Source organism: Pedobacter ghigonis (genome assembly GCF_903166585.1).
GTDB classification, from domain to species: Bacteria; Bacteroidota; Bacteroidia; order Sphingobacteriales; family Sphingobacteriaceae; genus Pedobacter; species Pedobacter ghigonis.
The window spans coordinates 1-21207 of record NZ_CAESCM010000028.1 but is presented as its reverse complement, the minus strand read 5'-3'; the positions used below and the strand labels follow the sequence as shown (position 1 = coordinate 21207).

The following is a 21207-nucleotide window of genomic DNA, read 5'->3' as shown; positions in this document are numbered from 1 at the left end:
ATCTTTCAATGCTAAGATCAAAGCCTTTAGAGCAACATCGAGAGGTGTAAGGGATGTTAAATTCTTCTTATTCAGATTATCGAAAATATATGCATAAAAGATATCCCCCCAACTTTTCCGCTTGATCCCCAACATATCTACCTGAAAAACAAAGAGTTGAAGGCAAAAAAAATGGGGCAAAAATCTTCGAAAAAATCTTTGCCCCACTGGGGGTGGCTGATGGGGCTCGAACCCACGACCCTCGGCACCACAAACCAATACTCTAACCAACTGAGCTACAGCCACCGTGTTTTTTTTGATGTCACAAAAGTACGACTTTTAACATTCCCTGCAAATATTTTTGCTAAAGTTTTTACAACAAATTTTTAATTCCTTAACATTCAATTGTTTGAATTTGAAAAAAAAATTCAGCAACAGATAAGACAAGCTATTTTGGCGTTAAAAACATAACTTTACGGCGTTTATGATCGAAATTTACACAGACGGAGCAGCCAGTGGAAACCCCGGACCAGGTGGTTGGGGTACTATTTTAAGGGCCGGACAACATTACAAAGAGTTAAGCGGCGGTTTCAGGATGACCACCAATAACCGCATGGAACTCCTTGCCGTAATTAAAGGTTTAGAAGCACTTAAAAGCTTAAACCAGCAGGTTACGGTTTTCTCCGATTCTAAGTATGTTGTAGATGCGGTAGAAAAAAAATGGGTATTTGGCTGGGTAACCAAAAATTTCAAAGACAAGAAAAACAAAGATCTATGGTTGCGTTTCCTAGAACTTTATAAACTTCATAAAGTGAAATTCGTGTGGATTAAAGGTCACAACGACCACCCGGAGAATGAGCGTTGCGACCGTTTAGCGGTTTTTGCCTCACAAGACAAACAAAATCTTGCTATCGATACCGTATTTGAAGTAGAAAGAGCTAAGGGTAGCTAGTCAATTCCGCCTACCACTCCCAGATCCTGCAGTGTGTTTTCTACCTTTGCTTCAAGCGAAATTGATTTGGCCGTATATAAAAGCATCATTTCTTCCGCTTTGGCTACCATATTTTTCGACCCGATAAATACAGGTACCCGTTGGTGCAGTTCAGTTGGCTGAATATCCAATATCCGGTCGAAACCTGTACTGGCCTTCCCTCCTGCCTGCTCAATAATAAAAGCCATAGGGTTGCACTCATAAAGCAAACGCAGTTTTCCCTTAGGCGAGCGCGCAGTTGTAGGATAGATATAAATTCCACCTTTGATTAAATTGCGGTGAATATCGCCCACCATCGAACCAATATAACGCGAGGTATAAGGGCGTTTGGTAGCCTCATCCTCTACCTGGCAGTATTTGATATATTTTTTAACCCCGTCCGGAAAATGTACATAGTTCCCCTCGTTTACCGAGTACATGTAGCCGGTTTCGGGTATTTTCATTTGAGGGTGCGAAAGACAGAACTCACCGATTGATGGATCCAGCGTAAAACCGTTAACTCCCTTTCCTGTAGTGTACACGAGCATAGTCGATGAGCCATAAATAACATAGCCCGCAGCAACCTGCTCGGTACCTTTTTGCAGTACATCGGCTAAACTGGCCCTGCCTTCTACCGATTTTCTCCTGTAAATCGAAAAAATAGTACCCACGGCAACATTCACATCAGTATTGGACGAGCCATCCAGCGGATCAATACACACAATGTATTTTGCATTTTGCGAAACCGGCGAATCAATGTGGATAATTTCATCTTCCTCCTCAGTGGCTACAATACAACATTCGCCCCCACTGGTTAAAGCAGCGATAAACTGCTCGTCAGCATACACATCCAGTTTCTTTTGTTCTTCACCCTGAATATTGGTTGTGCCCATATCCCCCAGGATATCAACCAAACCCGCCTTGTTAATTTCGCGGTTAACGATTTTTGCAGCAATACCAATATCCCGCAGCAGCCTCGAAAGTTCGCCTTTGGCATAGGGAAAATCTGCCTGTTTTTCTATAATAAATTGTCCTAGTGTTTTAACGCCACAAACCATGCTTAGTGTACATTTTACATTATCTACCCGATAACTCTATGACCTCTAAGGTATGAATATTTTCATCAGTAATGCAAAAGCGGATCAAGGTTCTCACTTTCTGCCAACCGTGTTTTCCCGCTGCTCCGGGGTTTATATGCAAACATTTTAGCTTTTCATCGAACATCACTTTCAAAATATGCGAGTGCCCTGTGATAAATAATTTCGGAGGGTTAGTGTATATTTCAGGCTTTACTAAAGATGAGTATCTCCCTGGATATCCGCCAATATGTGTCATCCATACATCTACCCTTTCGCAGCTAAATCGATTTTTCTCAGGAAATTCATTTCTGATCTCCGCATCATCTATATTCCCAAACACACCACGCAAAGGTTTAAAAGCGGCCAAAGGGGCGGCAACATCCGGACCAAAATCACCGGCATGCCAGATCTCATCTACACTTTCAAAGTGCTTAAAAACCGCATCATCTAAAAAACCGTGTGTATCTGAAATTAATCCTATTTTTTTCATTATGTAAACTTAATTGTGCCTTTAATTTACAGGATATAACAGCCGTAAAGCACAAAAACTAATCAAAAACCAACAAACAAAAAACCTAAAAGTCGCAACAAAAGACTGAAATACTTTACAAAAATACGCCGTTATAATTGTACAATCTTGACATTTGGCTCAACATTAAATCAGTAAGCCAAAAAGAAATCTTTCAGTAGTATTTTATACTCAGCAGTATGCACTTTTAAATCTTCATACAGATAAAAATCACTTTCCTGTGTTGCGGCCTTCTTTTTCCCCAGGCGAATGATCTGCCTGAAAGTAGCTTTAGACCGATCGGAATGAATATGCACGCGAGCCATAAGTACAATTCCATAATGCCGGGCATGAAATATCACTTCATCGGCTTGTTTTACCGGGAGGATCAGCCATGCTTCGCCCTCGGCAGTCAGCAATTCATTTATTTTTCTCACCAGCATAGCGAAAAAACCCGCATCGGCATGCCTGGCGATTCCTTTTCTTACTTCTTCATTCCGGAGATCATTCACAAAAAATGGCGGGTTAGAAACAATGAGATCAAATTGTTCTGAATGGACGTATTGTTCAATTGCTATATTGTTGATGGCTAAGCGATGATTGAATGGCGATTGTTGAAAATTCCGTTCAGCAGTTTCCGCTGCCTTTTCATCAATTTCTACTGCTTGTATAACAGCCTCAGGAAAACGTTGCGCCAGCATCAGGGCAATTACCCCTGTACCGGTGCCAATATCCAAAATACGCCTGGGCAATTGATGATCTACCATTGCGCCAAGCAATACCCCATCAGTGTTAATTTTCATGGCACAACCGGTTTGGTCGACCTGAAATTGCTTGAACTTGAAAATACTCATCCTAAATCTCGTAAAGCTCTAAAGGCAAACCATCCGGATCAGCAAAAAAAGTAAAGCGTTTACCGGTAAATTCATCAATGCGAATAGGTTCTGTTACAATACTCTGAGCACTTAAACGCGAGATCTCCTTTTCAATATCGTCAACTTCAAAGGCCAGATGCCGTAAACCCTGTGCCTCTGGGCGCGACGGCCGTGCGGGTGGATTTTCGAAAGAAAAAAGCTCAATCTGATAAACACCATTCACCGCCAAATCCAGCTTATACGATTTGCGCTCCACTCGGTAAACCTCGGCCAGCACAGTAAAACCCAGCTTATTTACATAAAAATCTTTCGATTTTTCGTAATCAGCACAAATAATGGCAATATGATGGATACGTAACATAAAAAAGGAATGAATTAAAGAATGAGTGTATGATTGAATGATTTGCAAAGTTCTACATTCTCTAATTCAAAATTTAATCATTCGGTCATTATTTTAAAATCATTCAAAATTCTCTCATTCAATCACCATAGTACACCAGTTTTTCGATATAAAAACGCTAAATTTGCGACTTCAAAAAAAAAGCATGATTCATTTCTTCCTTAGTCAATCGCAGGCGGTTTTTGTTTTACAAACAGACAAAGCGCTTTCTACAACTGATATTACTAAACTCGAATGGTTATTTGGCGGTGCCAAAATCTCACAGGAAACAGCTCTAACAGGCTTTTTCGTAGGGCCACGGGCAGCTATGATTACTCCATGGAGTACCAACGCAGTAGAAATTACCCAGAATATGGACATGCAGGGTATCATCAGGATCGAAGAATTTAAGCAGGTTAACGAAACCTTTGCTGATTACGACCCGATGCTTTCTCAAAAATATGATAAGATTGATCAGGAAGTTTATACCATTAACATTAAACCTGAGCCGATTTTAGAAATTACTGATATTGCAGCTTATAATAAACAAGAAGGCCTTTCTTTAAGTGATGAAGAAGTTGAATACTTAAACTCTTTAGCGCAAAAATTAGAAAGACCATTAACCGATTCGGAAGTTTTTGGTTTCTCACAGGTAAATTCAGAGCACTGCCGCCATAAAATCTTTAACGGAAAATTTGTGATTGACGGTGTTGAGCAGCCAACCTCTTTATTTAAGTTAATCCGCAAAACTTCAGAAGAAAATCCTAACGATATTGTTTCCGCTTATAAAGATAACGTTGCTTTTATTAAAGGCCCAAAAGTTCAGCAGTTTGCACCGAAACGTGCCGATCAGCCTGATTTTTATGCTTTGAGCGATTTCGATTCAGTAATCTCTTTAAAAGCAGAAACACACAATTTCCCTACCACTGTTGAGCCTTTTAACGGCGCAGCAACCGGTTCAGGTGGCGAAATCAGAGACCGTTTAGCTGGCGGACAAGGTTCTTTACCTTTGGCCGGAACAGCAGTTTACATGACTGCCCTTTCGCGTTTAGCAGATAATCGCCCATGGGAACAAGGTGTAGAGGAAAGACAATGGTTGTACCAAACGCCAATGGATATCCTGATCAAAGCATCCAATGGCGCTACCGATTTTGGAAATAAATTTGGTCAGCCGCTCATTACCGGTTCTGTTTTAACTTTCGAACACGAAGAAGATAACCGTACCCTGGGTTTTGATAAGGTAATTATGCTTGCAGGTGGTATTGGCTACGGTAAAGCAAGTCAGGCACAAAAACTTAAGCCACAGGAAGGCGATAATATCGTAATCCTTGGTGGCGAAAATTATAGAATTGGAATGGGTGGTGCAGCAGTTTCATCTGCTGATACCGGTCAGCACGGAAGTGGCATCGAATTGAACGCCATCCAGAGATCGAACCCCGAAATGCAAAAACGTGCCGCAAACGCAGTACGTGGTTTGGTAGAAAGCGATCATAACCCGATTATCTCTATCCACGATCACGGAGCAGGCGGTCACTTAAACTGTTTATCAGAACTTGTTGAAGAAACCGGTGGTTTAATTAACCTTGATAAACTTCCGGTAGGCGATCCTACACTTTCAGCCAAAGAAATTATCGGCAACGAATCGCAGGAAAGAATGGGATTGGTAATCGGCAACGATCATATCGAAACCTTACAAAAAATTGCCGACCGCGAGCGTTCACCGATGTATACTGTTGGTAAAGTTACCGGAGATCACCGTTTCACCTTTAAATCGGCAACTACCGGTTTAAAACCTATGGATTTAGAGCTGGCGGCCATGTTTGGCAGTTCTCCAAAAATCGTAATGGAAGATAGCACCGTTGACCGTAAATACAGCAACCTGAATTACGATGCCAGCCAGTTAAACACCTATTTAGAGCAAACACTTCAATTAGAAGCCGTAGCTGCTAAAGATTGGTTAACCAACAAGGTCGACAGATGTGTGGGCGGACGCGTAGCCAAACAACAATGCGCTGGTCCGTTACAATTGCCATTAAACAACTGTGGTGTAATGGCTTTAGATTTTCAGGGCAAAGAAGGTATTGCCACTTCAGTTGGTCACGCTCCTGTTTCGGCGCTGATTGATCCGGCTGCTGGTAGCCGCAATGCCATTGCAGAATCACTTTCGAACATTGTTTGGGCACCTTTAAAAGATGGTTTAAAAAGCGTTTCGCTTTCTGCCAACTGGATGTGGGCCTGTAAAAATGAAGGTGAAGATGCCAGGTTATATTCAGCTGTTAAAGCTTGTTCTGATTTTGCAATCAATTTAGGCATCAATATCCCAACCGGAAAAGATTCCTTATCAATGAAACAGAAATATGCCAACGGCGATGTTATTGCGCCCGGAACAGTGATTATTTCTGCAGGTGCCAACTGCGATGATATTACCAAAGTAGTAGAGCCGGTATTACAAAAAGATGGTGGTGCTATTTATTACATCAACCTTTCAAACGATAGTTATAAACTGGGCGGTTCATCTTTCGCGCAGATTTTAAATAAAGTAGGTACAGAAACACCTGATGTTAAAGACGCAGTTCAGTTTAAAAATGCATTTAACACTTTACAACAATTAATAAAAGCGGGCCAAATCCAGGCCGGACACGATATAGGTAGCGGTGGTTTAATTACTACTCTGTTGGAAATGTGTTTCGCCGACCGCGGATTAGGTGCTCAGCTAGATTTATCGGCTTTAGCAGAGCAGGATAGCATTAAATTGCTTTTTGCCGAAAATATTGCCGTAGTTTTCCAGGCTGATGCTGCTGCAGAAGCCACATTAACCGAAAACGGTGTTACTTTCCATAAAATTGGTACCGTAAGTACTTCAGCTACGCTGGAAGTTAAAAATGCTGCCGACAGCTTTAGTTTTGATATCGATCACCTGCGTGATGTTTGGTTCAAAACTTCTTACCTGTTAGATAGCAGACAAACCGGTGCCGGTTTAGCCAAAGAGCGTTACGATAATTATAAAAACCACGTTTTAAACTACAGCTTCCCGCTTACTTTTGACGGTAAAAAACCAGTAATCGACGAAACCAAACCAAGGCCAAAAGCAGCCATTATCCGCGAAAAAGGAAGTAACTCTGAACGCGAACTGGCAAACGCCATGTACTTAGCTGGTTTTGATGTGAAAGATGTACACATGACCGATTTAATTACCGGCAGAGAAACCTTAGAAGACATTCAGTTTATTGGTGCTGTGGGTGGTTTCTCAAATTCTGATGTTTTAGGATCGGCAAAAGGCTGGGCAGGAGCATTTTTATATAACGATAAAGCGAGAATTGCTTTAGAAAAATTCTTTGCCCGTCCTGATACACTATCGGTAGGTATTTGCAACGGCTGCCAGTTATTTGTTGAGCTGGGCTTAATTAATAAAGACCACGCCGATAAACCTAAAATGCTGCATAACAAAAGTGGTAAACACGAAAGTATTTTCACCTCTTTAACCTTACAGGAAAACAATTCGGTAATGTTATCAAGCCTTGCCGGCAGTACTTTAGGTGTTTGGGTATCGCATGGCGAAGGAAGATTCTCGTTACCATACGCAGAAGATCAATACAAAATTGTAGCCAAATACGCTTACGAAACCTACCCGGCCAGTCCGAACGGTTCTGATTACAACACCGCAATGCTGTGCGATGAAACCGGCCGTCACCTGGTAATGATGCCACACATTGAACGTTCATTGTTCCAATGGCACTGGGCAAATTACCCGGCAGGCAGAAAAGACGAAGTTTCGCCATGGATGGAAGCTTTTGTAAACGCCCGCAAGTGGATCGAAAACCACGGGTAATCAATTGATAGAAGATGTAAATGGTATTCCCAGAGTTGTCAACTTTAATGGCACTATGGCAAGAAAGTATACAACTCATAATAATTAATGGAAAATGGATGATGGGACTAAAAACCATCATCCATTTTTTGTTTAAACACATTCGTCATTGCGAAAAGGCTTTTTCAGCCGACGAAGCAATCTTTATAGCAAGAATTACCGGCATGAAAGATTGCCTGCCTGCTGCAGGCAGGCTTCGTCGTTCCTCCTCGCAATGACGATTTTTCGAGTAGATCAATGCCGTTCGGCTATCCCTGTCATTCATATTGATTTTTATACAATAAATTAACCCTCGAAATGATGGTCTGTATGTGGAAGTTCAGGGTGACGATCTGAAAATAAAAAACGGCCTGAGCATCGCCCAAACCGTTTCAATTTACCCAACCCCTACTAAATATGTAAAATGGTAAATGTGAGATGGAAGATGTACATCCATTCCCCATCATCCATTTTCCCTCTTCCATTTTCCATCATCCCTCTTCCATCTTAAATCCCCTTAATATCCTTCCTCACATCTTTCCTACAGCCTTTTCCATTGTACATGCATCATCCTCCATTATCCATTTTCCCTCTTCCATCTCACATCTTCCCTCTTCCATCCTATATCCCCCTAATATCCTTCCTCACCTCTTTTCTCCAGCCTTTTCCATATTTACGATCCATAAAAGAAGCTATTACTTTATTATAATCTGCAATGTTGATATCCGAAGGCGCTACACACCCAAAATCATAGTACTCCAAGCCGTATTTTCGCTCAAATATTTCCTGACCTTTAACATGGATAGATGCAATACCTCCGTGGATGAGAAACTTAAGCTGTCCTTTACGGATATCCGCATTGGCCTGTTTAATGCTCTCTTTTTTAATACGATCATCAAACATTCCGGGTTTAGCATTTAACTGAACCGAAATCAGGCAAAGAATCATCCATATTAAAGTGTGCTTTTTCATAATTAGGTTGGTAAACTTTAATTAGAGATCTGGAAATTGATGGCCATGTTGTATCGTACCCGAACCGGAACGCCTTTATTTTTTCCAGGTTTCCAGAGCGGCGATTTTTTAATTACTTTCATGGCTTCTTCATCACAACCAAAACCTAGTCCCCTCAATACTTTTACATCGCTAACCGAGCCATCTCGTTCTACCACAAAACTTACAAACACTTTACCCTGAATATTTGCATCTTGCGCTTGATAAGGATACCTTAAATTACGCTCCATATATTTAGACCACGCCTTAGCTCCGCCGGTAAATTCAGGATATTCATCTATACCACTAGGAAGGTATTCATTATTATCGGTGGTTCCTGCGCCATCTTTAGCAGTTCCGGTTCCATTGCCATCACCTTTGTTCTCATTTATCACCGCATTAGGTTTTTCAACACCATCCTGAGTAACATTACTTATTACTGCTTTTTCAATTTCTTTTAAACTAGGTGGTTCAGGTATATCCACTTTATCTACAACCACTATTTTCGAAGGAAGTGCCAGGGTTTTAACTTTCACCGGATCGGCTTTTGCTGGTTCAGGTTTCTTTTCCGATTTTGGTTCTTCTTTTTTCATTTGGTGAATAAGATCTGTCGGAACAATCCTGGTCACTTCACTATCTTCCTTCGGACTAACTTCCTTTGGAAAGATTTTAGCATAAATTAAAGGAGAAAAGGCCAACAATAAAAACAAACCTCCGGCTATTAAAAGTGCCCGGGTCATAATCGACGAAGATTTAGATCTTAAATCATAAGCGCCATAATTTTTGTTGCGGTCTGCAAATACAAGATCGAGCCACTCGGTTTTGTACACGTTAATCGAAGAGTTGAACATAGTTTTAAAGTTTTATAGGATGATGCAGCAAAATCACCGATTCCATAAAACATTCAAAAAATCTGTTTTCTTTACAAAAAATGAAATTTCACCCTCGAAAAACATTTTTTTATTTCGTTTTCAATAAAATTGATACAAAAAATACGATTTTTTTACGAAAATTAATAAAATATACTATTTTTGACAAAAAACATAACAAATTAATGAAAAGCTTAAGAACCATCGCATTAAAAGAGGCTCAAAACAGAATTTCACCAGAAGTTAAATCACCTTCAACAAAAATCTCTGACTTTTTTGGCGCTAATGTATTTGATAAGAAAAAAATGAGAGATTTCTTATCTAAAGACGTGTATGAGAAATTAATTTCATCTATCAATCAAGGTGAGTTAATTAACGCAGAAGACGCAAACCAGATTGCTACTGCCATGAAATCATGGGCTATGGCTGCTGGTGCAACCCACTATACACACTGGTTCCAGCCTTTAACCGGTACTACAGCCGAAAAACACGATTCGTTTTTTGAGCCTAGCGGTGAAGGTGCAATTGAAAAATTTGCAGGTAGCGCTTTGGTTCAGCAAGAGCCAGATGCATCGAGTTTCCCTAACGGTGGTATCCGTAATACTTTCGAAGCTCGTGGTTATACTGCATGGGATCCTTCATCTCCAGCCTTCATTATGGAAAGTAAAGCAGGTAAAACCCTTTGTATCCCTACCGTTTTCGTATCTTATACAGGAGAAGCGTTAGATTATAAAGCACCTTTATTAAAAGCATTAGCTGCATTAGATAAAGCTGCTGTTGATGTTTGCCAGTATTTCGATAAAAGCATCACTAAAGTAAATGCTTCTTTAGGTATTGAGCAAGAATATTTCCTTGTTGATGAGTCGTTATTCAACGCCCGTCCGGATTTATTATTAACCGGCCGTGCTTTATTCGGACACATGTCTGCTAAAGGCCAGCAATTAGAAGATCACTATTTCGGTTCTATTCCTGAGCGTGTATTCACTTACATGGTAGATTTCGAAAACGAAGCTTTAAAATTAGGTATTCCTTTAAAAACCCGTCACAATGAGGTTGCTCCATCTCAATTCGAGTGTGCGCCAATTTATGAAGAAATCAACTTAGCTATCGACCACAACCAATTGTTGATGGATTTGATGGAAAAAGTTGCCCGTCGTCACCACTTCCGTGTTTTATTACACGAAAAACCATACGCAGGTATCAACGGATCAGGTAAACACAACAACTGGTCGTTAATTACCGATACCGGTAAAAACTTATTGGCTCCAGGTAAAACGCCAAAAAACAACTTAATGTTCCTTGCTTTCTTTGTTAACACCATTAAAGCAGTTAGCGAGCATGCAGATTTATTACGTGCAAGTATTGCATCAGTAAGCAACGATCACCGTTTAGGTGCTAACGAGGCGCCACCTGCAATCATCTCTATCTTCTTAGGTTCACAATTGAACGATGTATTAGACGAGATCGAGCACTCACGTATCAGCAAAAAAATCAAAGAAGATAATGCACTTTGGTTAGGTATCCCTAAAATCCCTCAGATTTTATTAGATAACACCGACCGTAACCGTACTTCTCCTTTCGCCTTTACAGGTAACAAATTTGAGTTAAGAGCTGTAGGTTCGTCTGCAAACTCTTCTGCTCCAATGACGATCTTAAACGCGATCATGGCCGAGCAATTGGTTAAATTTAAAGGTGAAGTTGATAAGTTAATTAAGAAAGGTGACAAAAAAGACATCGCTTTATTAACAGTTATCAAAAAATACATCAAAGAATCAAAAGCAATCCGTTTCGAAGGTAATGGTTACAGCCAGGAGTGGGAAGATGAAGCTGCAACACGCGGTTTATCAAACATCAAAACTACACCTAAAGCTTTAGATGCTTACTTAACTGAGAAATCGGCTGAGTTATTTGCAACAACTGGTATTTATAGCGCACGTGAAATTCATGCCCGTCATGAAATCATGTTAGAAAACTTCTATAAAAAATTACAGATCGAAGCTCGTGTAATGGGTGAAGTAGCTAACACAGCGATTATCCCTGCTGTAATTGCTTACCAGAACTCATTAATTGCAAACGTTAAAGGATTAAAAGAACTTGGTGTTGATAGCAAATCTTCATTAGAAATTGTTAAAAAACTATCTGAGCACTTAGATATCGTCAAAACCAATATCGATGCGATGCTAGAAGAACGTAAAGTAACCAACAAATTGGAAGATACCCGCGAAAAAGCGATTGCTTACGATGAGAAAGTTAAATCTTACTTCGATACAATCCGCTACCACGCTGATAAACTAGAGCAAATCGTTGACGACAGCGTTTGGCCTTTACCAAAATTCAGAGAATTGTTATTCATGAAATAGATTTTAAGCCGTAAGGTTTAAGGTATAGGGCGTAAGGTTTCAAACTTTATGCCCTTTTCTTTTGGTTCAATCGTTCATTGGTCAGTGGTTCATTAGTCATTGGTTCATTAGTGTTGCAAACTGCCAATTGAAAACTGCAAACTGGTCATTAGTTCATTAGTACTGCAAACTGTCAATTGAAAACTGCAAACTGGTCATTAGCTCATTAGTACTGCAAACTGCCAATTGAAAACTGCAAACTGGTCATTAGTTCATTAGTACTGCCAATTGAAAACTGCAAACTTGTTATTTATTCATTCCACAAAACCCGTCATTGCGAGCCGATTTTTCATCGGCGAAGCAATCTTATAACGCTTACTATTGATCTCGTTTCCGTTAAATTTTAATCTATCTTTCACAGCAATCAATCAGGCTTATTTAATAGAAGACGGTGCAAAGAAAAAGCCCTGCATAACGAACCAAACTAAGTGTCCTAAGCCCGATTGTACGGATGCCGTTTTATCCATTAATTATTTTTCTAACCGACAACTTTAAAACGGCAGTAGGAAAAGCGGGGCTGCAAACCGCCATGAAAAACGACCATTCACTTCCAAACCTCTTCTGATTATTTATTTTGCGCAATCGACTCCAGACTTGGGACTTCGGATTTTCTATCAACCTTTTACCTTCTCCCCTTTTACCTTCCACCTTAAAAAGTTATCTTTGCGCAACATGAGTGATAACAGGTACAATCAACGTGGCGTTTCTGCCTCAAAAGAAGATGTGCACAATGCCATCAAAAACATCGATAAAGGAATTTTCCCAAAAGCATTCTGCAAAATCATCCCCGATATTTTAGGTGGAGATGAAGCCTACTGCAATATCATGCATGCTGATGGCGCAGGTACCAAATCATCATTAGCCTACGTGTACTGGAAAGAAACCGGCGATATTTCAGTTTGGAAAGGTATTGCCCAGGATGCCATCATCATGAATATTGATGACCTGATCTGTGTTGGTGCTACCGATAACATCCTCCTGTCATCAACCATAGGCCGTAATAAAAACCTGATTCCGGGTGAAGTAATTGCAGCTGTAATTAACGGTACAGAAGAAATTTTAGCCGATTTGCGCGAGCAAGGCATTTCAATTTACTCTACTGGCGGCGAAACTGCCGATGTGGGCGATTTAGTACGTACCATTATTGTCGATTCTACCGTTACCTGCCGTTTAAAGCGCGAAGAGATCATCAGCAACGATAACATTAAACCAGGCGATGTAATTGTAGCCCTGGCATCATCCGGACAAGCTACTTACGAAACAGAATACAACGGTGGTATGGGTTCAAACGGGTTAACTTCGGCCCGTCACGATGTATTTGATAAATCGGTAGCCAATGCTTATCCCGAAAGCTTCGATCCGGCAGTGCCGTTTGATCTGGTTTTCTCAGGCGGCAAAAAACTAACCGACGAAATCGAAATCGAAGGCCATGGTAAAATAACAGTAGGTAAACTGGTACTCTCTCCTACCCGCACCTATGCACCGATAATTAAACAGATACTGGAAAAACACCGCAGTCAGATTAATGGTATTGTACATTGCAGTGGTGGTGCACAAACCAAGGTGTTGCATTTCATTAATGATGATATCCACGTTATTAAAAACGATTTATTCCCTGTACCACCGCTATTTAAACTGATACAGGAAGAATCGGGTACCGATTGGAAAGAAATGTACAAAGTATTTAACATGGGTCACCGTATGGAACTCTATGTACCACAAGAGATTGCGGCCAGCATTATTGAAATTTCTAAAAGCTTTAATATCGATGCCAAAATTATCGGCCACGTAGAAAAAGGCGAACAAAAACAAGTAACTATCGAAAGCGAAAAAGGAACATTTGTTTACAACTAAGCTCCCGTTTTGCGTTTAATATAAAGGCTTTGGATATAAAAATCCGAAGCCTTTTTTGTTTAATGGCTTTACGGTAAACAGGCCTTATGCAATAAATTCTTTACAATCGGTAAAAACCATTATTGCATTACAAAAAAGCTATATTAGTGACAATAAACTAACAAAACATGAACTATAAAAAGACCATAGTAGTGGCCTTACTGGCTTGCTTTGCATTCAGCCTGAGTGCCTTTATGCCAAAACCCGAACCAGAGCCAAAAGCAAAAAATTTAAAGGTATTACCTAAAAACATCAGTAAAGAAGAGCTTGATAAAGTAATGGACGATTTTAAGCTTGCACTGGGCGTACGCTGCAGTCATTGCCATGCTCCAATGAAAGATAACCCACGGAAAATGGATTTCGCCAGTGATGAAAAACCAGAAAAAGAAATTGCTCGCGATATGATGCGCATGACAGCTAAGATCAATAAGAAATATTTCCACAAAGCATTACAGGAAGGAAAAACCATTACCCAGATTGCCTGTGTAACCTGCCACAATGGTAAAACAGAGCCGGCTAAGTAATTTAAGAATCGATTGCTTTAAGTTATAAACATTAAAAGAGGTTGTCTTAAGTATAGTATTGTCATCCTGAGCCTGTTGAAGAACTTTCTGAAACTTTCAGTAAGTTGAAACAAGTTCATAGCCAAACTATATCTTTATAAGACCACCTCTTTTCACCTATGTCCTTTCTCCAAATTTATAAAAGGTCCTCTCCTCATTCTACCTTCTTTTCCTGATAAAGAAAGTCAGGCTTTTCTTCATTAGAGATTTCAAAAGGCATCTCAATCCATTTCTTTAAATCGGATGAATAATCATTATGTTTTGGAAAATGTGAATCTCATTAAGCACATAAAACCAAAATAACCATAAAATCAATTATATCTTTATCGATACATTAAACCTTTTTACCGGTACACTGTCTAAGTCCATATCTATAAACGTATATTCAACGTTAAAAAATTACACCTAATTGGAATAAATTCATGATCGACGTATATATTCTGGGTGCTGGTAAACACGCAACAGAAGTGAGCGAATATTTTAGCAGTTACCAGGAATATAATTTAGCAGGCTATGTCATCAACGTCGATCACCACGATCAGCATTCCAGCCTGCGTAAACCTGTTATCCAGCTGTACGATTTCATCAACCAATATCCGCCTTCATCAAAGGTTGCGCTTATTGGAGCTATAGGTAATTACCAGCGAAAATCAATCATTAGGCTCTTAACAGAAAAGGGCTACAGCTTCATCAATATTATCTATCCACACAATTACTTAAGTCCAACCCTAACAATGGGTACAGGGAACTGTATTGCACCCGGAGGAGTAATTAATGCTCAGGTTAGTATTGGCAACCACTGCATTATCAATACCCTTTGCAACATTAGCCACGATTGCATTATCGATGATTATGTAACCATATCTCCCGGCGTTACCGTTGCCGGTAATGTTCATATTCAGGAAGGTGTGTTTGTAGGTGCGGGTGCAACTATCATACCGGGGCTAACCATTGGCAAAGGGGCCTACATCGCAGCAGGAGCATCAGTTACGCAGAATGTACCCGAAAATGTGATGGTGGCAGGGGTTCCGGCAAGGGTAAAAAAAGCAATAATTTAAGCGGATAATCGTCTATCCAAAGCAACTATACCAACAAAAAAGCCCTGATCGCATTGATCAGGGCTTTGGCTAAAATAAGATTTTTTACTAAAAAGAATATCTTAAGCCTAATTGAATACTATAGGTACTGTTAACACTAATATCATCTTGCAATGGGTCAGTAATTAATTTACCTGAAACATTTTGAAGGTTATAAACAGGTTGATTATTTGTTCCAATACTTCTGAAGGTTAATGGATTATTAATCACGTATCTTTGATAAGTTCCCCAATTTTTATTTAACAAGTTGCTAAAGTTGATAATGTCTGCACTGAATTGTAACGTTTGTCTACCGTTCTTTCCAGTTTTAACAAAAATATCTTGTAAGAATCTAACGTCAAACTTGTTAAACCAAGGCAATGTCGCAGCGTTTCTCTTAGCGTATTCGCCTCTGTGTTTGCTTAGATATTTAGAGTTGTTAATAAACTCTTCCCAAGCGGCAGCTTGCTGAGCTACTGAATACGTAACTGCTGTTGAACCTGTACCAACGGTGTAAGCTGCAAAGTTTGTTTCACCTACACGAGGAATGTACATTAAATCTGCACTACTATTTCCATCGCCATTTAAATCGCCATTTACTACATAGCTATAAACTCCTTGGGTCATCCCCTGATAGAAAAGAGAGATAGTCGTAGCAAAATGGTTAGCATATTCTAAACGATAGGATAAATTACCAACTACTCGGTGAGGAACTGCGTAAGCTGAATTTCCTAACTCCTGATCATTTGAAGTACCAACATTAGGATTAGAATTCCATACCGAACTTGCAGTACTTCCTGGATTTGCAGTAACCTCTTTAGCTATAGAATAAGTATATGCAATTGATCCAGAGAAGCCATTGCTGTATGATTTACTTAATTGCGCTGTTAATGAAGAGGCAAAACCTTTGATTGTATTCTCAAGAACAATAGCTGAAGTCGTTCCAGCATTTAAACGATTAGTTCCAATAATACGAGGGCGAGTTAAACCACCTTCACTAATTATACCATTGGCATTAGTTAAGTTTGCATTACGCATGCGAACAGCATTAATGTCTTTAGTATACAATCCATCAAAAGTAAACATATAACCACTTCCTAAATTTTTATCGATACCTAGATTAGCTCTTAATACCTTAGGGAATTTGAAGTTATCGTCCATAAATACAACTGCGGGAGGACTTGTAGTACCTGCTGCAGTTGGGAATAAATTAGCATATGCTGAAGGATTGCTGCTAAATTTAATATTAGCCAATTGTGCTAAGCCTGTTGCATTAGCATTACTAATTGCACCTCCAAACTGATACATACCAGTGTTTGTTGGGATGTTTGTTAAGAATACAAAAGGAATTTTACCTGTAAATACACCTAATCCACCGCGGAATACTAAAGATTTATCATCCGATGTATATCTTAATCCAAAGCGAGGAGATAGCAACACACTATTCTTAGCCCATTTATCTGTATAATAATGTCTCAGAGTAGTATTATCTGAAGAATAGAAGTTTAAGGCTGATGTAGCTGGGTTATTTAATGGATCTTCATGATAAATAGGCATATCAGCACGTAAGCCTAACGTTAATTTCCAGTTATCGCTAACATTATATTCATCCTGAATATATGCACCTGCCTGGCCTAATTTCAATTGTGCAGAATAAACAGCACTTTGGCCTGGGATTAGTGAATAGGTGTACGCATAATAAGCTGGAGCTTTATCAGTTAGAAAATCACTTAGTGAATTATATGCATAATAGCTATTTGCTGGAGCCATAAACATATTTCCTGTTTTTTGGTACTCATATGTTATACCTGCGGTTAAAGTGTGTTTTCCTGCATAGTATGTAAAGTTATCAGTGAAACTATAAACATCATTAATAACGTCATTATTCAAAGTATACGGATCCATACCTGCAGTAATGTAGTTACCTCCGGTACCATCGTAAATATCTATTGTTGGGAAAACACCACCATCATAAACTCTTAATGCACGGTTTTTTGTCAACGCCAACAATACCTGATTAGATGCCTTGTTACTTAAACGGCTGTTTAATTCAATAGTACCAGTTCTAGTAGTATTTTCGAATGCATAGTTAGAGTTAGCAAAAGCAAAAGACTTAGGTCCAAAACGGCTGTTAGGAGCTCTTGATATAGTAGATAATATCGGAGCACCAGTAGTAGGGTTTGTACCAGATGTTACCCTGAAACCTGCTCCATTTGGAATACTGGTTGCATTTAATTGTTGATCATCATTTCCTTTAAAATCACTGAATTTTAAAGTTAGTTTATTACTATTATTGATATTCCAATCTAATTTGGCTAATATTTTATGATTATCAGTTGCAAAGGCGGGAAAGTCTGTATAAGAACCAGTGTTGTAACCGAATTTTGATTGAAGATAATCAGATACTGATTTTAAATCTGCAACATTCGTTGATGATGCAATACCTGCACCTCCAGATCCAGCAGCGTAATAGTTAATTCCTGGCTTTGAATTTTCTTCTTTTTCAGCATTTACAAAGAAAAATAGCTTGTTTTTGATAATTGGACCACCTAAGCTAAAACCATAAGTCTTAGATTTTGAAGCCACTATTGTTGAGCTGATATCATTATCACCTACATGTTTACCTAAGAAACTCTGATCTCTATAAAAGCCATAAGCTGTTCCATGAAAAGTGTTAGTACCACTTTTTGTTACAGCACTAATATTTGCACCAGTAAAACCTGCTTGTCTTACATCATAAGGAGCAATGTTAACAGAAATCTGATCATAAGAATCTAAAGAAATTGGCTGAGAGCCTCCTCCTGGAAGTGGGTCATTACTCAAACCAAAATTGTTATTAAGGTTAGCACCATCAACTTGAATATTGTTGTAACGGGCATCACGTCCACCAAAACTATTTCCACTAGCTTGAGGAGTTAAACGAGTAAAATCAGCAATACTTCTTGAAAGCGTTGGTAAACTGGCTAAATCTCTACTAGAAATGTTTGTACTTGCACCAGTTTTTAGGGCAGTAACTTTTTTAGTTCCTTGCACACTCACTTCGGCTAAAGTATTACCAGAATCATCTAGCTTATAATCTACACCATAAGTTTCACCAAGCTTTAAATAAATATCATTTACTTTGGCGGGTTTGAAACCAATATAACTTATTTCCACAGAATATGGGCCACCTACTCTCATGTTGCCAATAGAGAAACGTCCATCATTATTTGTAGAAACAGTATAACTTGTTCCTGAAGGGGTGTGAGTTGCCTTAACTGTCGCACCAGGTAAGGCGCCTTTGGCGTCCTTAATTGTTCCAGTCATTGATGATGTAGTTACCTGTGCATCCGCACCAAAAGTGATACCTACAAAAGCAACAATAACCAGTACTAATCTTAAAAGTAAAGATTTCTTCATACTTTCTTTTTTTAAATGTTTTTTTGTTGTTGAATAATAATCTAAAGGATAATTAATGCTGCAAATGTACCCAATAAAATTTAACACATTTTAACATCCAATGTTAAATTATGGTTAAGTTGGTCATAATTTTTCAACATTTAACAAATACACAAAAACCAACAACTTTCACTTTATCAATCGTTTGACTAGCTAACTAAATTATTAATAACAAAAACCATAATTGGTTAATATTTAGGCAGAAAATAAGCCACAACAATGATATTTTTCAAAAAACAACTGTTCACAATAAATACCCACTTAGAAATAAGACAATTACCCCTACCTGCCATCGCATTTGTTTTGACTATCTACAAATACGAAAACACCAAAAACACGATGTTAAATTTAAACCTGCAATATGCGTCCATTGTAAATTTTAACTGCTATCTCAACATTGGTCTAGTCAATTGACATTTTTTTTTTAGTTTTGAGCGATTGTTACAGGATTAGCTTCCTTAACTTCTTGTAAGGTGAACGTAGGCAACTATCAACACGAGATTAATCTGTACACACAGAGACTCCTTTACCCAAAGATTACAGCAAAACACAAGGCGATAAAAAACAAATCTGTTTAAAACAAATGTGGTCCAACCCTAATTAGCTCATTTTAATTAGGATAAGCTCCATCAAGCAGATTAAAAATAAACTAAAAAAAACAGATGAATTACGACGTTATTGTTTTAGGCAGCGGCCCAGGTGGTTACGTAGCTGCGATCAGAGCTTCACAACTGGGACTAAAAGTTGCAATTGTTGAGCGCGAATCATTAGGCGGTATTTGTTTAAACTGGGGTTGTATCCCTACTAAAGCCCTTTTAAAAAGTGCTCAGGTTTTCGAATATATTAACCATGCTGCCGATTACGGCATTACAGCCGCTGGCGCAACGGCCGATTTTGCTGCTGTGGTAAAACGCAGTCGCGGGGTAGCCGATGGCATGAGTAAAGGCGTTCAATTTTTAATGAAAAAAAATAAAATTGACGTAATTATGGGTACTGGTAAAGTTAAACCAGGCAACAAATTAGAAGTTAAAGGTGCTGATGGTTCGCAAAAAGAACTTACAGCTAAAAATATCATCATTGCTACAGGTGCACGTTCGAGAGAATTGCCTAACCTGAAACAAGATGGCAAAAAAATTATTGGTTACCGCCAGGCGATGGTACTCCCTGAGTTACCAAAAAGCATGGTTGTAGTAGGCTCTGGCGCTATCGGTGTCGAGTTTGCTTATTTCTACGCCACAATGGGAACAAAAGTAACCATTGTAGAATTTATGGAAAACGTAGTACCTGTTGAAGACGAAGACGTTTCGAAACAATTGTTGCGCAGCTTAAAGAAAACCGGTATCGATGTAATGACTTCAGCAAGTGTTGAATCGGTTGATACAAGTGGTGCAGGTTGCAAAGTTTCGGTTAAAACCGCTTCAGGTATGCAAACCATCGAAGCCGATATCGTACTTTCAGCTGCAGGTATTGTAGCCAACATCGAAAACATTGGTTTAGAAGAAACAGGCATCAAAACCGAAAAAGGTAAAATTGTTACTGATGAGTTCTACAACACTTCGGTAAAAGGTTACTATGCTATTGGCGATGTTGTTGGCGGACAAGCGCTTGCACACGTTGCTTCGGCCGAAGGTATTATCTGTGTAGAAAAAATTGCAGGTCAGCATGTAGAGCCTTTAGATTACAACAACATTCCGGGCTGTACCTATTGCACACCAGAAATTGCTTCAGTAGGTTATACCGAAAAAGCAGCGAAAGCAGCAGGTTATGAATTAAAAATTGGTAAATTCCCATTCTCAGCTTCAGGTAAAGCAAGTGCTGCCGGTGCTAAAGATGGTTTTATTAAATTAATCTTCGATGCCAAATACGGTGAGTTATTAGGTGCACACATGATCGGTGCCAACGTTACCGAAATGATTGCAGAAATCGTAGTGGCCCGTAAATTAGAAACTACCGGACACGAAATGATTAAATCGGTTCACCCACACCCTACCATGAGCGAAGCCATTATGGAAGCTGCCGCTGATGCATACGGAGAGGTAATCCACTTATAAGGTTAAAGGTTTAAAGGTAGAAGGCCAAACCATAATTAAAACCAATATTATTACAGAACCCCTTTAGTTAATTCGAGGGCACTGAAAAACTAGACTTAAAATGGTCTATAAAAAGATTAGCGGATGTGTAGGTCATAAGATCTCCATCCGCTTTTTTGTTTTTAGAGTGTTTTTATATTTTTACTGGTCCCAACCCAATAAGGTCTCTTGCCAAATTTTAGTGTTTTGTGGTTCTTTTTGGGATATTTTTAAGCAATTATGATCCCGTTTTAGAATTTTAGTATTCTTTTT

14 protein-coding genes and 1 tRNA gene are annotated in these 21207 nt (G+C 39.1%); 7 read left to right on the top strand and 8 right to left on the bottom strand.

All coding sequences use genetic code 11. From position 1 onward, the window contains the following. Window positions 1-211: 211 nt before the first annotated feature. Window positions 212-285: transfer RNA gene (locus HWV58_RS23990), tRNA-His, on the bottom strand. A 178-nt stretch (window positions 286-463) separates the two neighbouring features. Here HWV58_RS23990 and rnhA point away from each other — a divergent pair. Beyond that, a complete protein-coding gene (rnhA, locus tag HWV58_RS23985; RefSeq protein ID WP_175636540.1) occupies window positions 464-931 on the top strand; it encodes a ribonuclease HI in 468 nt (155 codons plus the stop codon). On the opposite strand, the gene fbp is transcribed toward rnhA, so the two are convergent. The 4 genes from fbp to gloA2 form a co-directional block, all read right to left on the bottom strand. Further along, a complete protein-coding gene (gene fbp / locus HWV58_RS23980; protein ID WP_175636539.1) occupies window positions 928-2007 on the bottom strand; it encodes a class 1 fructose-bisphosphatase in 1080 nt (359 codons plus the stop codon). The genes rnhA and fbp overlap by 4 nt on opposite strands. 19 nt (window positions 2008-2026) lie before the next feature. Next, complete coding sequence (locus tag HWV58_RS23975) at window positions 2027-2518, bottom strand: metallophosphoesterase family protein (protein WP_175636538.1); 492 nt, start codon at window positions 2516-2518, stop codon at window positions 2027-2029. Between the two features lie 170 nt (window positions 2519-2688). Then, window positions 2689-3390 (bottom strand): tRNA1(Val) (adenine(37)-N6)-methyltransferase, encoded by a 702-nt coding sequence (locus tag HWV58_RS23970; RefSeq protein WP_175636537.1) that lies wholly within the window; start codon window positions 3388-3390, stop codon window positions 2689-2691. Between the two features lies 1 nt (window position 3391). Next, window positions 3392-3772 (bottom strand): SMU1112c/YaeR family gloxylase I-like metalloprotein, encoded by a 381-nt coding sequence (gloA2, locus tag HWV58_RS23965; protein ID WP_175636536.1) that lies wholly within the window; start codon window positions 3770-3772, stop codon window positions 3392-3394. Between the two features lie 148 nt (window positions 3773-3920). Between gloA2 and purL the strand changes: the two genes are divergently transcribed. After that, complete coding sequence (gene purL, locus HWV58_RS23960; protein ID WP_262890339.1) at window positions 3921-7619, top strand: phosphoribosylformylglycinamidine synthase; 3699 nt, start codon at window positions 3921-3923, stop codon at window positions 7617-7619. A 639-nt stretch (window positions 7620-8258) separates the two neighbouring features. Here purL and HWV58_RS23955 read toward each other — a convergent pair. Further along, window positions 8259-8609, bottom strand: a complete 351-nt coding sequence (locus HWV58_RS23955; RefSeq protein WP_175636534.1) for an FEKKY domain-containing protein — start codon at window positions 8607-8609, stop codon at window positions 8259-8261. A 17-nt stretch (window positions 8610-8626) separates the two neighbouring features. Then, window positions 8627-9478: an energy transducer TonB gene (locus HWV58_RS23950; RefSeq protein ID WP_175636533.1), complete on the bottom strand. Its 852-nt coding sequence runs from the start codon at window positions 9476-9478 to the stop codon at window positions 8627-8629. A 203-nt stretch (window positions 9479-9681) separates the two neighbouring features. Between HWV58_RS23950 and HWV58_RS23945 the strand changes: the two genes are divergently transcribed. From HWV58_RS23945 to HWV58_RS23930, 4 genes are all read left to right on the top strand, one after another. Continuing rightward, entirely contained in the window at window positions 9682-11856 is a 2175-nt protein-coding gene (locus tag HWV58_RS23945; protein ID WP_175636532.1) for a glutamine synthetase III family protein, read from the top strand. 711 nt (window positions 11857-12567) lie between these two features. After that, on the top strand, window positions 12568-13749 hold the full coding sequence (locus HWV58_RS23940; RefSeq protein WP_175636531.1) for an AIR synthase related protein: 1182 nt from the start codon (window positions 12568-12570) through the stop codon (window positions 13747-13749). A gap of 167 nt (window positions 13750-13916) precedes the next feature. Continuing rightward, entirely contained in the window at window positions 13917-14312 is a 396-nt protein-coding gene (locus HWV58_RS23935; protein ID WP_175636530.1) for a c-type cytochrome, read from the top strand. 461 nt (window positions 14313-14773) lie between these two features. Then, window positions 14774-15409, top strand: a complete 636-nt coding sequence (locus tag HWV58_RS23930) for an acetyltransferase (RefSeq protein ID WP_175636529.1) — start codon at window positions 14774-14776, stop codon at window positions 15407-15409. An 87-nt stretch (window positions 15410-15496) separates the two neighbouring features. Here HWV58_RS23930 and HWV58_RS23925 read toward each other — a convergent pair whose 3' ends face one another. Then, window positions 15497-18913, bottom strand: a complete 3417-nt coding sequence (locus HWV58_RS23925) for a TonB-dependent receptor (protein ID WP_175636528.1) — start codon at window positions 18911-18913, stop codon at window positions 15497-15499. A gap of 614 nt (window positions 18914-19527) precedes the next feature. Here HWV58_RS23925 and lpdA point away from each other — a divergent pair. Then, window positions 19528-20916: a dihydrolipoyl dehydrogenase gene (lpdA, locus tag HWV58_RS23920; RefSeq protein ID WP_175636527.1), complete on the top strand. Its 1389-nt coding sequence runs from the start codon at window positions 19528-19530 to the stop codon at window positions 20914-20916. Window positions 20917-21207 lie beyond the last annotated feature (291 nt).